Source organism: Pseudomonas cremoris (genome assembly GCF_014230465.1).
The window spans coordinates 1-16,127 of the sequence record NZ_JAAXCY010000004.1; the positions used below are offsets into that span (position 1 = coordinate 1).

18 protein-coding genes are annotated in these 16,127 nt (G+C 59.7%); 10 read left to right on the forward strand and 8 right to left on the reverse strand.

Going from position 1 to position 16,127, the window contains the following annotated elements:
• On the reverse strand, nucleotides 1-496 hold a 496-nt coding region (locus HF257_RS09905; RefSeq protein ID WP_269835760.1), incomplete at its 3' end, for a contractile injection system protein, VgrG/Pvc8 family.
• A gap of 251 nt (nucleotides 497-747) precedes the next feature.
• Here HF257_RS09905 and HF257_RS09910 point away from each other — a divergent pair.
• The 5 genes from HF257_RS09910 to moaE all read left to right on the forward strand — a co-directional run bounded on the left by HF257_RS09910 (nucleotide 748) and on the right by moaE (nucleotide 4,961).
• Nucleotides 748-1,872 carry a polysaccharide deacetylase family protein gene (locus HF257_RS09910; protein WP_185707833.1) on the forward strand — a complete coding sequence of 375 codons (1,125 nt, stop codon included), beginning with the start codon at nucleotides 748-750 and terminating at the stop codon, nucleotides 1,870-1,872.
• A gap of 347 nt (nucleotides 1,873-2,219) precedes the next feature.
• The gene (locus HF257_RS09915) at nucleotides 2,220-3,614 is read left to right on the forward strand and encodes a PhoH family protein (RefSeq protein WP_185707832.1); all 1,395 of its coding nucleotides are present in this window, start codon (nucleotides 2,220-2,222) and stop codon (nucleotides 3,612-3,614) included.
• Nucleotides 3,615-3,793: 179 nt separating this feature from the next.
• A complete protein-coding gene (gene moaC, locus HF257_RS09920; protein WP_185707831.1) occupies nucleotides 3,794-4,267 on the forward strand; it encodes a cyclic pyranopterin monophosphate synthase MoaC in 474 nt (157 codons plus the stop codon).
• On the forward strand, nucleotides 4,264-4,506 hold the full coding sequence (gene moaD / locus HF257_RS09925) for a molybdopterin converting factor subunit 1 (RefSeq protein ID WP_185707830.1): 243 nt from the start codon (nucleotides 4,264-4,266) through the stop codon (nucleotides 4,504-4,506). Before moaC ends, moaD begins: the two co-directional genes overlap by 4 nt.
• Nucleotides 4,507-4,508: 2 nt before the next feature.
• Complete coding sequence (gene moaE, locus HF257_RS09930; RefSeq protein WP_185707828.1) at nucleotides 4,509-4,961, forward strand: molybdopterin synthase catalytic subunit MoaE; 453 nt, start codon at nucleotides 4,509-4,511, stop codon at nucleotides 4,959-4,961.
• Between the two features lie 127 nt (nucleotides 4,962-5,088).
• Here the strand turns inward: moaE and rhlB are convergent, their stop codons facing one another.
• Together rhlB and HF257_RS09940 are read right to left on the reverse strand one after the other, a co-directional pair.
• Nucleotides 5,089-6,537, reverse strand: coding sequence for an ATP-dependent RNA helicase RhlB (rhlB, locus tag HF257_RS09935; RefSeq protein WP_185707826.1), 1,449 nt, complete (start codon nucleotides 6,535-6,537; stop codon nucleotides 5,089-5,091).
• Nucleotides 6,538-6,639: 102 nt separating this feature from the next.
• Nucleotides 6,640-7,296 carry an alpha/beta hydrolase gene (locus HF257_RS09940; RefSeq protein ID WP_185707824.1) on the reverse strand — a complete coding sequence of 219 codons (657 nt, stop codon included), beginning with the start codon at nucleotides 7,294-7,296 and terminating at the stop codon, nucleotides 6,640-6,642.
• A gap of 347 nt (nucleotides 7,297-7,643) precedes the next feature.
• Here HF257_RS09940 and HF257_RS09945 point away from each other — a divergent pair, with 347 nt between their 5' ends.
• From HF257_RS09945 to HF257_RS09960, 4 genes are all read left to right on the forward strand, one after another.
• Nucleotides 7,644-8,675, forward strand: a complete 1,032-nt coding sequence (locus HF257_RS09945; protein ID WP_185707822.1) for an amino acid ABC transporter substrate-binding protein — start codon at nucleotides 7,644-7,646, stop codon at nucleotides 8,673-8,675.
• A 72-nt stretch (nucleotides 8,676-8,747) separates the two neighbouring features.
• Nucleotides 8,748-9,929 (forward strand): amino acid ABC transporter permease, encoded by a 1,182-nt coding sequence (locus tag HF257_RS09950; RefSeq protein WP_185707820.1) that lies wholly within the window; start codon nucleotides 8,748-8,750, stop codon nucleotides 9,927-9,929.
• 10 nt (nucleotides 9,930-9,939) lie between these two features.
• Nucleotides 9,940-11,037 (forward strand): amino acid ABC transporter permease, encoded by a 1,098-nt coding sequence (locus HF257_RS09955; RefSeq protein WP_185707818.1) that lies wholly within the window; start codon nucleotides 9,940-9,942, stop codon nucleotides 11,035-11,037.
• A gap of 11 nt (nucleotides 11,038-11,048) precedes the next feature.
• Nucleotides 11,049-11,813 (forward strand): amino acid ABC transporter ATP-binding protein, encoded by a 765-nt coding sequence (locus tag HF257_RS09960; protein WP_003171943.1) that lies wholly within the window; start codon nucleotides 11,049-11,051, stop codon nucleotides 11,811-11,813.
• Between the two features lie 61 nt (nucleotides 11,814-11,874).
• On the opposite strand, the gene HF257_RS09965 is transcribed toward HF257_RS09960, so the two are convergent.
• The gene (locus HF257_RS09965; RefSeq protein WP_185707816.1) at nucleotides 11,875-12,363 is read right to left on the reverse strand and encodes a type II toxin-antitoxin system MqsA family antitoxin; all 489 of its coding nucleotides are present in this window, start codon (nucleotides 12,361-12,363) and stop codon (nucleotides 11,875-11,877) included.
• Nucleotides 12,360-12,671, reverse strand: a complete 312-nt coding sequence (locus HF257_RS09970) for a type II toxin-antitoxin system MqsR family toxin (protein ID WP_185707814.1) — start codon at nucleotides 12,669-12,671, stop codon at nucleotides 12,360-12,362. The genes HF257_RS09965 and HF257_RS09970 overlap by 4 nt, the downstream gene beginning before the upstream one ends.
• Before the next feature lie 176 nt (nucleotides 12,672-12,847).
• On the opposite strand from HF257_RS09970, the gene HF257_RS09975 reads away from it, so the two are divergent.
• Nucleotides 12,848-14,101 carry a CynX/NimT family MFS transporter gene (locus HF257_RS09975; RefSeq protein WP_185707812.1) on the forward strand — a complete coding sequence of 418 codons (1,254 nt, stop codon included), beginning with the start codon at nucleotides 12,848-12,850 and terminating at the stop codon, nucleotides 14,099-14,101.
• Between the two features lie 3 nt (nucleotides 14,102-14,104).
• Here HF257_RS09975 and HF257_RS09980 read toward each other — a convergent pair whose 3' ends face one another.
• The 3 genes from HF257_RS09980 to HF257_RS09990 all read right to left on the reverse strand — a co-directional run bounded on the left by HF257_RS09980 (nucleotide 14,105) and on the right by HF257_RS09990 (nucleotide 16,118).
• Nucleotides 14,105-14,737 (reverse strand): DUF1120 domain-containing protein, encoded by a 633-nt coding sequence (locus HF257_RS09980; protein ID WP_185707810.1) that lies wholly within the window; start codon nucleotides 14,735-14,737, stop codon nucleotides 14,105-14,107.
• A 79-nt stretch (nucleotides 14,738-14,816) separates the two neighbouring features.
• Nucleotides 14,817-15,437 (reverse strand): DUF1120 domain-containing protein, encoded by a 621-nt coding sequence (locus tag HF257_RS09985; RefSeq protein ID WP_185707808.1) that lies wholly within the window; start codon nucleotides 15,435-15,437, stop codon nucleotides 14,817-14,819.
• A gap of 45 nt (nucleotides 15,438-15,482) precedes the next feature.
• Nucleotides 15,483-16,118 (reverse strand): DUF1120 domain-containing protein, encoded by a 636-nt coding sequence (locus HF257_RS09990; RefSeq protein WP_185707806.1) that lies wholly within the window; start codon nucleotides 16,116-16,118, stop codon nucleotides 15,483-15,485.
• Nucleotides 16,119-16,127: the final 9 nt, after the last annotated feature.

Consider the following 16,127-nt stretch of genomic DNA (forward strand, 5'->3'; position numbering starts at 1 on the left):
GCAGGCCTTCTTCGGCGGCGAGGCGGGCGATGAAGTCGAGGTCGGTTTCGCCGGCCTGTACGCAGTATTCGCGGGGTTGGTGCTCGAAGCAGATCTCGCTGCGGATGTCGGTCAGCTTTTGCTCGGCGAGCATGCTGGTGATGATGTCGGGCACGGTTTGGCCCTGGAAGATGCGCCAGTTGGAGCGCAGGTCGAAACGTTTCAGGGTCGGTTCAACTATGGCGGTGTAGCGGGTGCGGCGAAAGCCGGTGTCACCTTGCTGGAACAGGCTGACCAGACCGTGGACGTAGCGTACCGGGGTGTCATCGCGCCAGATGGTGAACACTGCCGCCAGGTCGAGCATGCGGTAGAAGTCGATCGCCGGGTGATGGCTGACCAGTTCCAGTTCAAGTTTGAATGGCTGGGATAGGCCCTCTTCCAGGGTGAACGAAACCACTTCGAAGGGATCGCCCCGTAGCGGTTTGAAGGTGTAACGCAGGTCGCTTTGACGGGGCATGGGGCTTCCTCTTCTCTCGACGCGGCTAGCGCGGTCCATCCATGTGGGGGACGCGATCTTAGGAAGCGCTAAGCAAGCCCTTCAATAGCTTGGAGGGAATCCAGAGGTCTCTTACCCGTGTGGGTGCATTGGATGTCGGACGTTTCTGTGTTTTTCCAGAAGAAGGGCGCTCAAGTCGGACCTAGCCTATTTCCATGCTGGCCAATGTGATCGGCTATAGTGGCCGACGACTCTGGAGAGGAAGACCTTGCGTGCGAATAGCGCTTTTATTGTCGGCATTCCTGCTATGCCTGAATGCCCAGGCTGCGCCGGCGGATGTGGCCAGCCTGGACCGCGGTACATGGCCTGAAAAGCTCAGCAGCCCGGCGCTGTTCGATGTGGCCTCGCGTGCGGAGATCCTGATGTTTGCCCACAGCCTGTTGGCCAGCGAATCTCAGGATGAAACGGCGCTCAAGCAGCGCCTGGGCTTGAAGATCATCAACCAGGCGTCCATCGACGACCTGCGTCGCCAACTCTGGCAGCGCCTGTTGGAGAACTACACCTTCGCCCAGCAGAGCTGCGAGGAAGACGCGTCGTTCTGCTACCTGGTGGAAAACATGGACGACCTGCGCGAGCAAGCCGGCAAGTTTGAGGTCAGTGAAAACTCCTTCTATATAGGCTGGGCCGGCCCCAGTCACGCCTTCCACGAGCGCTATCTGGACGAACTGCTGCGCAAAGCCGCGCTGTTTCCGCAGATCAGCAGCGAAATTGCGCGTTTTGGCGACCATGAGCGCAATGGCGATGAATTCAACGACCGAATGTTCCTGCTGACCTTTGATGGCGGCCCGGCACCCGTCAGCGGCAATACCGACTGGCTTGCCGACTACCTGCGCAAGCAGAAGATGAACGCCACGTTCTTCATCCTCGGCAGCAGCCTGCAAAACCGAATTGAGCGCAGCTCAGCCAGCGATGTGCAGGCGCTGTACCAAGGCCAGTGCGTCGGCACTCAGGGCTGGCAATACCGTTCCCATAGCCATTGGGTGGAGTGGCAAAGCTCTATCACCCGTACGGCTTCGTTGGCGCAGAACCTGATGCCGGAAAACTACGTACCGCTATTCCGTCCGCCTTACGGGCAGCGTCGTGCAGACAGCCAAGGGTTTTTCCAGGGCCAAGGCCTGCAGGTGGCGTTGTGGGACATCGACTCGCAGGATGATCCGGGCAAACTCAAGGCTGATGAGTCGGCGCAGCGGGTACTGACGCTGATGATGCTGTGGCGCAAAGGGGTGATTGTGTTTCACGACACCCAGGACAAGGCGCGGGTTGCTTTGCCCATGTTGTTGCAGTCAACGGCGCAAAGTGGGTTGGGTTGGCAGGACTGCCGGGAAGCCTTTCGTTAAAAAGACGAAGTGCCCGGCCCTGTTGGGGCTGAGGACTTTTTTGGGGGGGGTTATGCGACAAATCGATGCAGGCGGACTTCCGACTTTAACGGGGTGGCTGGCACTCGGCTAGTGCTATTCGTCATCCTGAAAAATAAACTTCAAAAAAGCGTCAAAGTGCTTTTTCCTGTCACATGTTTTGCGGTATTACGAAGTCAGATCGCCGAAACCTGCAACACAGGTGGCGTCTTCCAAGACTCCTCATGTGGGCATGCACTTGACGTCCCTCAGGTGCATTCGGTGGTCGAATCGAGGCGCAGCACTGTCGTGGTATTGCGTCGACTGGCTCCCACAAAAGGTGACCGAGTATGGATGATCATGGACGCACCCCTTCTTCCGACCAGCCAATCCTTTATGTGCTTGATACCAACGTACTGATTCACGATCCAAACGCTCTGCTCAACTTCGAAGAACACCACGTCGCCATCCCGATGATCGTGCTGGAGGAGCTCGATAAGCTTAAAAGCGGGCACCACAGCGTTGCCGCCGAATGTCGCCAGGCCATCCGCCTGATCGACAAGACGCTGGGCGAAGCGTCGCCGGAAGATGTCGAACTCGGCGTGCCGATCCAGCGTGGTAAAAGCGGGCCCAAGGGCTTGCTGTCGATCCTGATGAGCAAACGCAGCGAGCCCAACAGCCTGCTGCCGGAAAACCTCAACGACAACAAAATCATCAACCAATTGATCGACCTGCACGCGCGCGACAAGGACCTGCGCCTGGTGCTGGTGACCAAAGACATCAACATGCGCCTCAAGGCCCGTGCGTGTGGGATCGCGGCCGAGGACTACAGCACCGACCAACTGGTCGACGACGTGTCGATGCTGTCCCGTGGTTATCACATGATTACCGGCTCGTTCTGGGACCGCGTCAGCAAGGTCGAAACCCGTCAGGACCATGGCCGTACCTGGCACCAGGTGCAGCTGATCGAAAACCTGCCGGCCGTGCATATCAATGAGTTTATCGTCGACGAACAGGGCTTCGTGGGCTGGATCAAAGAGATCCAGGTCGACAAGCTGCTGATTCTCGACCTGCATCAGGAACCCCTGTTGCACCAGGAAGCCTGGGGCCTGAAACCGCGTGACATCTACCAGAGCCTGGCGCTGTATGCGCTGCTTGATCCGGACATTCACTTGGTCAACCTGACGGGCGCAGCCGGTTCCGGTAAAACCATTCTCGCCCTGGCCGCCGCCATCGAGCAGACCATGGTGACCAAGCGCTATCGCCGCATCATCGCCACCCGCAGCGTGCAGGGCCTGGACCAGGAAATCGGTTTCCTGCCCGGCACCGAGGCGGAAAAAATGGAGCCGTGGCTGGGGGCGATCACCGACAACCTCGAAGCCTTGCACATGGATGACGAAAACACCCATGGCAGCGTCGACTACATCCTCAGCAAAGTGCCGTTGCAGTTCAAATCCCTCAACTACATCCGGGGTCGCAGCTTCCAGCAGAGCCTGATTTTGATCGATGAATGCCAGAACCTCACGCCGCACCAGATGAAAACCATCATCACCCGTGCCGGCGCCGGTTCCAAAGTGGTGTGCCTGGGCAACCTGGCACAGATCGACACCCCTTACCTATCCGCGACCAGCTCCGGGCTCACCTACCTGACGGAACGCTTCAAAGACTTCCCGAACGGCGTGCACATTGCGCTGCAAGGGGTTCCACGTTCGATTCTGGCTGAATACGCCGAATCCCATCTGTAAACGCGGTCGGTAGGGAGCTGGCTTTTTGTGGGAGCTGGCTTGCCTGCGATAGCATCACCGCGGTGTAGCTGATACACCGCGGTGCCTGCATCGCAGGCAAGCCAGCTCCCACACGAGCCAGCTCCCACATTTATTGTGTGTTGGGTTTACAATCGGTGCTCCTGATCAGGAGTAACCCCGTGCTGACTCATCTCGATTCCCAAGGTCGCGCCCACATGGTCGACGTCACCGACAAAGCCGTGACGTTCCGTGAAGCCGTGGCCGAAGCGCGCGTGCGCATGCTGCCCGAGACCCTGCAAATGATTGTCGACGGCGCCCATCCCAAGGGCGACGTATTTGCCGTGGCCCGCATTGCCGGGATCCAGGCTGCCAAGAAAACCAGTGACCTTATTCCCCTGTGCCACCCGCTGATGCTCACTGGCGTCAAGGTCGAGCTCAGCGCAGACGGTGTGGACGCCGTGCACATCCTGGCGCGCTGCAAGCTCTCCGGGCAGACCGGCGTGGAGATGGAAGCCCTCACCGCCGCCAGCGTCGCGGCCCTGACGATCTACGACATGTGCAAGGCGGTGGATCGCGGCATGACCATTGAAAGTATTCGCCTGCTGGAAAAGCTTGGCGGTAAAAGCGGGCATTTCAAGGCGGAGCAGGCATGAGCATCAACGTATTGTTTTTTGCGCGTTACAGCGAGGCGGTGGGCTGGGACTCTCTGGAGGTCGAAGGCGACTTCGCCACGGTTGACGACCTGCGCAAGACCTTGGCAGCCGACCCGGGGTTTGAAGTGCTCAACGAAACCAGTCTGATGTGCGCGCGCAACCAGGAGCTGTGCAACCTCGATGAACCGTTGCAAGCCGGTGATGAAGTCGCGTTCTTCCCACCCGTGACCGGGGGCTGAACATGGCCATTCGGGTGCAGGCCCAGGCGTTTGATCCGGGTGCCGAGGTCAACGCGATGCACGCGGCCAACGTAGGCGTGGGGGCGGTGGTCAGTTTTGTTGGCTACGTGCGCGACTTCAACGACGGCCTGGATGTGGCGGGGATGTTCCTGGAGCATTACCCCGGCATGACCGAAAAGGCCCTGGCTAAGATTGTCGTCGAAGCTGAACAACGCTGGCCGCTGCTTAAGCTGGAAGTGCTACATCGTATCGGTGCGCTGGAGCCGGGAGAGCCGATTGTGTTTGTCGGGGCCGCCAGTGCTCATCGCCAGGCCGCATTTGATGCCTGTGCGTTTGTGATGGATTACCTGAAGACGCGCGCGCCGTTCTGGAAGAAAGAGAACACCAGTGAGGGGCCGCGTTGGGTGGAAGGGCGTAGCAGCGACCACGCCGCCGCGGATCGCTGGAAGTCTTAGGCCAAGCACAAAACCAAATGTGGGAGCGGGCTTGCTCGCGAATGCGGTGTATCAGTGATGAATGTATCAACTGACACTCCGCATTCGCGAGCAAGCCCGCTCCCACAGTTTTAATCGCATTTCAGTTTTACGGGCGTTTGCGCTCTACAGGGCGCAACAGGTGCGTCGGTGGCGTTTCGCAGCTGATCTTGCGACCCAGCAGCGCCTCGATCGACGGTAACTGATACGAATCATCTTCCCCGGCAAAGCTGATCGACACACCCGCAGCCCCGGCACGCCCTGTACGACCAATGCGGTGTACATAGTCGTCCGGCACTTCCGGCAGGGTGAAGTTGATCACATGGCTGATGCCGTCAATGTGAATGCCACGGCCCGCAACGTCAGTGGCCACCAACACGCGAATCTTGCCTTCGCGGAAGCCTTCCAGCGTCTTGATGCGCTTGTGTTGCGGCACATCACCGGACAGTTGCGCAGCGTTCACGCCATCGCGCACTAGGCGCTCTTCGATGCGGCGCACTTCGTCCTTGCGGTTGGCGAACACCATCACGCGCTCCCAACCGTTGTCGTTGACCAGGTTGTAGAGCAGCTTGTACTTGTCGGCACCAGCCACGGCGTATATGTGCTGCTCGACGTTTTCGCTGGCGACGTTTTCCGCTTCGATCTCAACGATGGACGGGTCGGTGGTCCACTGCTTGGCGAGGTTCATCACGTCTTCAGTGAAGGTGGCGGAGAACAGCAGGGTCTGGCGTTCGGATTTCGGTGGGGTCTGGCGAATGATCTGGCGCACTTGCGGGATAAAGCCCATGTCGAGCATGCGGTCGGCTTCGTCCAGCACCATCACTTCGACCATGTCCAGGTGCACGTCGCCGCGCTGGTTGAAGTCCAGCAGGCGACCTGGTGTGGCCACCAGGATGTCGCAGTGACGGGCTTCGAGGTGCTTGAGTTGCTTGTCGAAATCCATGCCACCGACAAACGTCATGACGTTGAGGCCGGTGTACTTGGTCAGGTCGGCGGCGTCCTTGGCGATCTGCACCACCAGCTCACGGGTCGGGGCGATGATCAGCGCGCGCGGCTCGCCCATGTAGCGTTCTTTAGGCGGCGGCGTCTGCAGCAACTGGGTGATGATCGAGATCAGGAACGCAGCGGTCTTGCCAGTACCGGTCTGGGCGCGACCGATGGCGTCTTTGCCCGCCAGGGTGAAGCCCAGCACCTGCGCCTGGATCGGCGTGCAGTACGGGAAGCCCAGGTCCTGGATGGCGTGCATCAGTTCCGGAGCCAGTTTGAAGTCGTGGAAGCGGGTCTTGCCTTCCTGGGGCTCGACGACGAAGTCTTCGAGTTTCCATGGGATCACGGGCGGCTTTGGCGCGCGCTCACGGCGAGGCTTGGGAGCCGGTGCGGCGTCTTTTACCGGTTCAGGCGGTGTCACCGTAGGCGTTTTGGGCTGGGCGACAGGCGCAGTCCGGTCGGGCTGTTTACCGTCATTGCGGCTGCCGGCAGTCGGGGCAGGAGCAGCGGGAACAGGCGCGAGCGGCTCGGCCTCGCTTTTGCCGAACATCTTCTTGAGTGCTTCGAGCACGGTGATCTCATTAATTGGTTAAGGAATGTACGCCGGCCAGTGTAATGCAAGAATCGGGCGCGGCGTAGTGTGTCTGTCATACGGCTACATTAATGCAGGGTCTCAGCCCAGGCGTGCGGTCAACCAAGTGCCGATATCGCGGATCTCCTCGGGTAACACTTCGTGGCCCATTGGGTATTCCTGCCATGTCACGGTGACACCACGGGTCTTCAAGTGCTCGTAGGCGCTGCGGCCCATGGCGTTCTGCACCACATCGTCGTACTGGCCGTGCAGGCATAGGGCCGGAATGCGTTGCTGGCTGGCGGACAATTCCAGCTCGTCACCAAAGGTGGGCGCATACGTGGAGAGGGCGATCACGCCACCCAACGGACCTTCCCAATTCAGATACGCGGTGTGGAAAACCACGGCTCCACCTTGGGAGAAACCTGCGAGGAAAATTCGCGAAGCGTCTATTCCGGTTCTCTTCTGCGCTTCGATCAAATCCGTGACCATCTTCGCCGAAACTTCCAGCTCCTCCAGGCTGATCGAACGGGCCGGACTCATGGCCTTGATGTCGTACCAACTGGGCATCTCGTAGCCGCCGTTAATGGTCACCGGACGAGTCGGCGCCTGGGGCAAAACAAAGCGGGTGGTCAGCAAGCTTTCTTGCAGGGCTTCGGCCACCGGCAGGAAGTCGTAGCGATCGGCACCCAGGCCATGCAACCAGATTACGCAGGCGTCTGCGGGCTTGGCGGGCTGAAGAATCAAGGGGTCGGTCATGTCTGCTCCATAAATGTGCGGGCGCTCCGATTCAGTGCGACGGAACGGTGCGCGACGGGTTGATCTGTTAAGAGAATGTCGCAAGGTTGAATCTTTTCCTATTGACCATGGGCTGAAACGACTCAGCCATCACTCTGGTACGGGCCTTGCTATGTGTTGAACGATGTCAGAACTATCGCTTGGGACGGTAACACTATCAGTGACTGCCGCTTATGGGATAGCAGCTGGAATTACTGCGAAAGCCTCATGCTGCTTGACCCTAAAAAAAGCCAACACGGGTCGATATCGCCTCATAAGGGTGCGCTGAGGTTCGAGCTCCGACACAACAAGAGCAACTGGAGGTTTGAATGAAGGTATTGAAATCCACCCTGGCCATCGTGACTGCGGCGGCTGTACTGGGTGTCAGCGGTTTCGCCCAAGCCGGCGCCACCCTGGATGCCGTGCAGAAGAAAGGCTTTGTGCAATGTGGCGTGAGTGACGGCCTGCCGGGTTTCTCGGTACCGGATGCCAGCGGCAAGATCCTGGGGATCGACGCTGACGTGTGCCGCGCTGTAGCTGCTGCCGTTTTCGGCGACGCAACCAAGGTCAAATTCAGCCAGTTGAACGCCAAGGAGCGTTTCACCGCGCTTCAATCGGGCGAAGTCGACATCCTGTCCCGTAACACCACCATGACCAGCTCCCGCGACGCCGGCATGGGCCTGAAATTCCCAGGCTTCATTACCTACTATGACGGTATTGGCTTCCTGGTAAACAACAAGCTGGGCGTGAAAAGTGCCAAGGAACTGGACGGTGCAACCATCTGCATCCAGGCTGGTACCACTACCGAGCTGAACGTTTCCGACTACTTCCGCGCCAACAACCTCAAGTACACCCCGATCACCTTCGACACCTCCGACGAAAGCGCCAAGTCGCTGGAGTCCGGTCGTTGCGACGTGCTGACCTCCGACAAGTCCCAACTGTTCGCCCAGCGCAGCAAGCTGGCCTCGCCGAAGGACTACGTGGTTCTGCCGGAAACCATTTCCAAGGAGCCCCTGGGCCCGGTCGTGCGTAACGGCGACGACGAGTGGCTGGCCATCGTGCGCTGGGTGGGCTACGCCATGCTCAACGCTGAAGAAGCCGGTATCACGTCGAAGAACGTAGAAGCTGAAGCCAAGTCCACCAAGAACCCGGACGTCGCCCGTCTGCTGGGTGCTGATGGCGAATACGGCAAAGACCTGAAAGTGAAGAAAGACTGGGTCGTACAGATCGTCAAGCAAGTCGGTAACTACGGTGAAATGTTCGAGCGCAACCTGGGCAAGAGCACCCCGCTGGAAATCGACCGTGGCCTGAACGCGCTGTGGAACAACGGCGGCATTCAATACGCACCACCTGTGCGCTGATCGCTGATGGTTCTGTCACCCGGTGGGCCAACCGCCGGGTGATGTTCTGTTCCATTCTTTCCGGGGCACTTCATGCAAAATCAAATCGGCGCACCAAAGCAGAAGCTCAGCTTCAGCGATCCCAAAGTGCGTGCGTGGCTCTTCCAGATCATCACGATTGTGGCGGTGGTCTCGCTGGGCTGGTACCTCTTCGACAATACCCAGACCAACCTTCAACACCGGGGCATTACCTCGGGTTTCGACTTTCTTGAACGCAGTGCCGGCTTCGGCATCGCGCAGCATTTGATCGATTACACCGAGTCGGACAGCTATGCCCGCGTCTTTGTGATCGGCCTGCTCAACACCTTGCTGGTCACCGTGATTGGCGTGATCCTGGCGACCCTGCTGGGTTTCATCATCGGCGTGGCCCGTTTGTCGCCTAACTGGATGATCAACAAGCTGGCGACCGTGTACGTGGAAGTGTTCCGCAACATTCCGCCGCTGCTGCAAATCCTGTTCTGGTATTTCGCGGTGTTCCTGACCATGCCGGGGCCGCGCAACAGCCATAACTTCGGCGATACCTTCTTTGTCAGCAGCCGTGGCCTGAACATGCCGGCAGCGATTGCCGCTGATGGGTTCTGGCCGTTTGTGGTCAGCATTGTGGTGGCCATCGTGGCAATCGTGCTGATGGCGCGTTGGGCCAACAAACGCTTCGAAGCAACCGGTGTCCCGTTCCATAAATTCTGGACCGGCCTTGCGCTGTTCATTGTGATCCCGGCGTTGTGCGCCTTGATCTTCGGTGCACCGCTGCACTGGGAAATGCCGAAGCTGCAAGGCTTCAACTTTGTCGGCGGCTGGGTATTGATCCCTGAGCTGCTGGCGCTGACCCTGGCGCTTACCGTCTACACGGCAGCGTTTATTGCCGAGATCGTGCGTTCGGGCATCAAGTCCGTCAGTCACGGCCAGACCGAAGCCGCACGCTCCCTGGGCCTGCGCCCTGGGCCGACGCTGCGCAAGGTCATCATCCCGCAAGCCCTGCGGGTGATCATTCCGCCGCTGACCAGCCAATACCTGAACCTGGCGAAAAACTCGTCGCTGGCCGCTGGTATCGGTTACCCGGAAATGGTTTCGCTGTTTGCCGGCACGGTGCTTAACCAGACCGGCCAGGCCATCGAGGTTATTGCCATCACCATGAGCGTGTACCTGGCGATCAGCATCAGCATTTCCCTGCTGATGAACTGGTACAACAAGCGCATTGCGCTGATCGAGCGGTGAGGAAACACGCATGAGTACGCATACTTTCAAACCTGATATGCCGCCGCCGAGCAAAGTCTTCGGCCCGGTGGCATGGATGCGCGCCAACCTGTTTTCCAGTTGGCTCAACACCCTGCTGACGTTGTTCGCGTTTTACCTGGTGTACCTGGTGGTGCCGCCGATCCTGCATTGGGCGATCCTGGACGCCAACTGGGTTGGCACCACGCGCGCCGATTGCACCAAGGAAGGCGCCTGCTGGGTGTTTATCCAGCAGCGTTTCGGGCAGTTCATGTACGGCTACTACCCCGGCGACCTGCGCTGGCGCGTGGACCTGACCGTGTGGCTGGCCATTGTGGGCGTGGCGCCGTTGTTCATCTCGCGCTTCCAGCGCAAGGCGGTCTACGGCCTGGGCTTTCTGGTGCTGTACCCGATCATTGCCTACTTCTTGCTGCACGGAGGGATCTTCGGCCTGACCAACGTGGCAACCAGCCAATGGGGCGGCTTGATGCTGACCCTGGTGATCGCCACCGTCGGTATCGCCGGCGCCTTGCCGTTGGGCATTGTGTTGGCACTGGGGCGGCGCTCGAACATGCCGGCGATTCGGGTCATTTGCGTGACCTTCATCGAGTTCTGGCGTGGCGTGCCGTTGATCACCGTGCTGTTCATGTCCTCGGTGATGTTGCCGTTGTTCCTGCCCGAAGGCATGGGCATCGACAAATTGCTGCGCGCCTTGATCGGCGTGATCCTGTTCCAGTCGGCCTATGTGGCTGAGGTGGTGCGTGGTGGCTTACAGGCGATTCCCAAGGGCCAGTACGAAGCGGCTGCCGCGATGGGTTTGGGTTACTGGCGTAGCATGGGCCTGGTGATTCTGCCGCAAGCCTTGAAGCTGGTGATCCCCGGTATCGTCAACACGTTTATCGCGCTGTTCAAGGACACCAGCCTGGTGATCATCATCGGCCTGTTCGACCTGCTCAACAGCGTCAAGCAAGCCGCCGCCGACCCTAAATGGTTGGGCATGGCCACCGAAGGCTACGTGTTCGCGGCCCTGGTGTTCTGGATTTTCTGTTTTGGTATGTCGCGCTATTCCATTCATTTGGAACACAAGCTCGACACAGGCCACAAGCGTTAGGAGTTGATGTTATGAGCGAAGCGATCAAACAGCCTGTGAGCCCTGAAGGCATTATCCAGATGCAGGGCGTCAACAAGTGGTACGGCCAGTTCCACGTGTTGAAAGACATCAACCTCAACGTCAAGCAGGGCGAGCGTATCGTGCTGTGCGGCCCGTCGGGTTCAGGCAAGTCCACCACCATCCGTTGCCTCAACCGCCTGGAAGAACACCAGCAAGGCCGCATCGTGGTGGATGGCGTGGAACTGACCAACGACCTCAAGCAGATCGAAGCGATCCGCCGTGAAGTCGGCATGGTGTTCCAGCACTTCAACCTGTTCCCGCACCTGACCATCCTGCAGAACTGCACGCTGGCGCCGATGTGGGTACGCAAGATGCCTAAGCGCAAGGCCGAAGAAATCGCCATGCATTACCTGGAACGCGTGCGCATTCCGGAGCAGGCCCACAAGTTTCCGGGGCAGCTGTCTGGCGGCCAGCAGCAGCGTGTGGCGATTGCCCGTGCGTTGTGCATGAAGCCGAAAATCATGCTGTTCGACGAGCCGACCTCGGCACTCGACCCGGAAATGGTGAAAGAGGTGCTCGACACCATGATCGGCCTGGCCGAAGACGGCATGACCATGCTGTGCGTAACCCACGAAATGGGCTTTGCGCGCACCGTGGCCAACCGCGTGATCTTCATGGACAAGGGCGAGATCGTCGAACAGGCGGCGCCGAACGACTTCTTCGACAACCCGCAGAATGACCGGACCAAGTTGTTCTTGAGCCAGATTTTGCATTGATCGATGGGTAAATAAATGAACCCGGCCTGGTGCCGGGTTTATTTTTGCCCGCTGGTTTTTGTCAGGAGGCTTGTGCTGCTGGCGATAGCGCATCTTTCGCGATGAGCAGTCGGTTCAGGTCTTCCCCGACATTGAGGGCCTCTATCTCCGCCAGCAGGTGAGGGTGCTTATCGAGCAGGCGCATCAATGTGAGCAACGGCTCCGGCGGAAAGATTTCAGCCCGTTCGTAGCGAGAAAATGCGTTGTGCCCGCGGACGGTCAAAAGCCTCACCGCGTCTTTCTGTGTCAGGTGCAGCTTGCGGCGGATGCGCTTCATTTCAGCGGCGATGATTTTTCGCGCGTCGATCAACAGCAGATCGGAAGCCTTGCAATAGCGTTCTGCACTGTCGTCGTCGTGATCAAACTCAACTTCATGACAGACCTCGCATTCCCAACCTGCAATGTCCGGAATATCCCGGATCATTCCCCGCGTGTTGATCCTGAAGGTGCGACCTTCAAAATGTTGCATTGCGTCATGGGTTCCGCAGCTCATGCATTGCTGGGTTCTCATAGGGTTTTCTCCTTGAAGGAGATTACGGGAGGGCCACCGCCCGGGCGGTAAGTGACCTTGATGTAAATCTCCGTGCCGTAGATCTTGATCAGGTAGACGTCCTGCCATACCCAGTGGTCTGTGTAGGTCGTCATTGATTTGTACAACATCCGATGCTCAAGCGCGCAGACCACGTGTTGCATCTGGTCAGGGCTCAGCTCCATTGCTCGGGCATCTTGCCGTGCGGTGGCAGTGAATGCCCGGTAACCCAAGCGGACGACCTCTTTTTTTACCAAGGCCAAATCGTAATGAGGTGTGTACTTTTCCATAAGACACCTGAGTTCAATAATTACCCTCTAAGGGTGATTTTACCAATCGAAAATACAGCTCCTTTTTCTGCCTAAAAAACCTAGTGCGTTGCTCTTGTAGGCATGTCCGAATAGGCTGTGGGACTTTTCAACCAGTGATCAGGGCAAACGCCCATCCCTCTGCCGGCAGTTGATCAATGACCTCTGAAACCAAACTTGAAGAACTGCTGATCGACGCAGAAGCCGATGACGAGGTGGTGCAACACCGCCCGCCGCGGGTCAGCCGCCCGTGGTTGTTGATCATGGGACTGGTCCTGGTGGCGATGAACCTGCGTCCGGCGCTGTCGAGCCTGTCGCCGTTGCTCAACGAGGTGTCGGCCACTTTGGGACTGTCGGCGGCCAAGGCCGGTTTGCTGACCACCTTGCCGGTGTTGTGCCTGGGCCTGTTCGCGCCGTTGGCGCCGATCCTGGCGCGGCGCTTTGGCGCTGAGCGGGTGGTGCTGGGAATTTTGTTGACGCTGGCCGCGGGTATCATCCTGCGCAGCTCATTCGGTGAAGTCGGGTTGTTCGTCGGCAGCCTGATCGCGGGCGCGAGCATCGGCATCATCGGTGTGTTGCTGCCCGGCATCGTCAAGCGTGATTTCGCCAGGCAGGCCGGGACGATGACCGGCGTGTACACCATGGCGCTGTGCCTGGGCGCAGCGCTGGCGGCGGGCGCGACGGTGCCGCTGAGTCACTATTTCGGTGGCAGCTGGAACCTGGGCCTGGGCTTCTGGATTCTGCCCGCGCTGGTCGCTGCGTTGTTCTGGCTGCCCCAGGTCGGACAGAAACACGGCGCCCATCAGGTCGCCTATCGGGTCAAGGGCTTGCTGCGCGATCCGTTGGCCTGGCAAGTCACCCTGTACATGGGCCTGCAATCGTCCCTGGCCTACATCGTGTTCGGCTGGGTACCGTCGATCCTGATCAGCCGTGGGCTGAGTGCGACCGAAGCCGGTTTGCTGCTGTCCGGTTCGATCATCGTGCAATTGCTCAGCGCACTGACCGCGCCATGGCTGGCCACGCGCGGCAAGGACCAACGCCTGGCCATCGTAGTGGTGATGTTGCTCACCCTTGGCGGGCTCTTCGGCTGCCTGTTCGCGCCGCTTGAAGGCTTGTGGGGCTGGGCGATCCTGCTGGGATTGGGCCAGGGCGGTACGTTCAGCCTGGCGCTGACCCTGATCGTGCTGCGCTCGCGCGACTCCCACGTGGCCGCCAACCTGTCGGGCATGGCCCAGGGCATCGGTTACACGCTGGCCTCCATGGGCCCGTTGGCCGTAGGAGTGTTGCACGACTGGACCGGTGGCTGGGGTGCCACCGGCTGGGTGTTCGGCGTGATCGGCCTGGGCGCGATAGTCGCCGGCTGGGGGGCCGGGCGGGCCGCTTATGTTGCAGTCGTCAGCGAAAAGGTGTGAGGCCTAGAGGTAAAACACTTCTGCCGTCATCGCGCCGTCGATGGGCTGCTCTTCGGTCAGCGTCAAGGTCACAGCGGCGCCGATGTAGCCGCGGACCAACAGGTCACTGCTCAGTGTCTGGATAGGGACCGGCGCCACCGCACCACTGGCGTTGTTGCCGAACGCTGCCAGGTCAGAGGCGAACCACCACAGGTTGCCGTCCGTGGGGGCTTGCCAAGTGGCGCCGCCATCGCTGGACCCGATCGGCGTCAACGCCCGGCCGTCGGCGCTGGCGTTGTTCAAGATCGTGTAGTAACCACCGACCTTCTCCGTGCCGTTGATAATGCCCAGGCCGAAACTGCGTGCTTCGTAGGTGGTGCCTGGGCGATTGTCGATCCCTTTGAGCGCAAACAGGGTGGCGGCCTCGCAATTGACAGCCAGTTGCAGTTTCACGTAAGGCAGGGGAGTGATGGTGTTGAGGTTCAGGTCCCGTGCGGCGACTTTGCCATAGTCGACTTCGCCGCCATGACTCAGGGTCGGTGTGCATGCGCTGGGGACGATCAGGCCGTTGACGGCCAGGTTGACCGTCGATGCTGCCTCGGCGCCTGTGGCGCTTGCCAGCAATGCGCTGATCAAAAGGTTACGCGGGGTGCTCAAGGTATTGCTCCTGCTCGCAGTGATGATTCCCGTGAACGCAAGGCAGGCCACGAATGGACTGCCCTGCACTCAGCTTTCGTTACAGGTACCTGACGGTCAGTGTGACCGATCCGTCGATAGGGGCTTCGTTGGTCAAGGTCAGGTTTTTTGCGGGCGCGATGACTGGACTGATCTTCAGGGCAGCGGTGAGTCTTTGCAGCGGTAGCGGGGCCAATGTGGTCGCATCCGCGACTGAAAGCAGGCCGTCGTCCATAAACGAACTCTCCCGGCCCCAGGTTGCGCCATTGTCTTGTGAGCCGATCGCTCTGACATTCACGCCGTCGGCGATGGGGCCCGACATGTACAGCATGGCGTATCCCAGTTTTTCACTGCCATTGATCAGGCCCAGACCGAAATTGTAGTAATCGAGGCTGGACTCCGTGCCTTCACGGTTGTCCTGGGCGGCGATGGCAAGCAGCGTTGCCGCTTCGCAAGTCACGCTCATCTCCAGGGACATCCCAGTCAGATAGGTGGGCAGGTCTGGCCGCAGGTCCTTGGCGGCAATCTTGCCAAAATCCGCCACGCCACCATTGGACAGGGCCGGCGTGCAGGCACTGGGGGTAATCGACCCTCTGATACTCACGTCGACACTCGACGCGGCGACAGCATGGCCGGCGCTTGCCAGCAATGCGGTGAGCAGAAGGTTACGGGTGATGCTCATGGTGTTGCTCCTACTAGGGGTTACGGGGACTAGGGAAAACAAGGGTTACAGGTACACAACTTCCAACGTGGCCGACCCATCCATTGGTGTTTCCACACTGAGGTCCAGGTTCTGCCGGGCGTTGATCGTGGCTTCCAGCTTCAGGGTGCTGGTAAGCGTCTGGATGGCCGACGGGCCGGCGGTGCTGCCGACCACATCGGTAAAGCCGAGCAGGCTGCGCGAGCCCACATCGATAGGGTTGAGGTTCGCCATGCGCCACGCCAGGCCGCCGGTGGTGGATTCGGTGCCGTACACCACGGCCAGGTCGTCGACCACGGTTTGCCTGGGGTCGAAGCTCACCGAGTACACGCCGATCTTGTTGCCGCTGGTGTCCAGGCCCAGGCCGTAGAAAATCTCGCTGTTGACGTGGGCCGTGCCGTCACGGTTGTCGCGCATGCGCAGGGCGAAGCGGCCGGGGGCGTTGCAGGTGACGGTCAGCGTCAGGTACTTGTGCGGCAGGCGCGTGCCATTGGTGAGGTTGAGGTCGTTGCGCGAAATCTTGCCGAAGTCCACCAGCCCGCCGCTGGAGAGCAGCGGCGTGCAGGCCATGGGCGTGATCAGGCCAGTCACGGCCAGATCGACGGTGGACGCGGCGTGCGCGGTGCCCCACAGCAACGCCAAGACAAGCAGGATGGGTTTCATAAAAAAGCT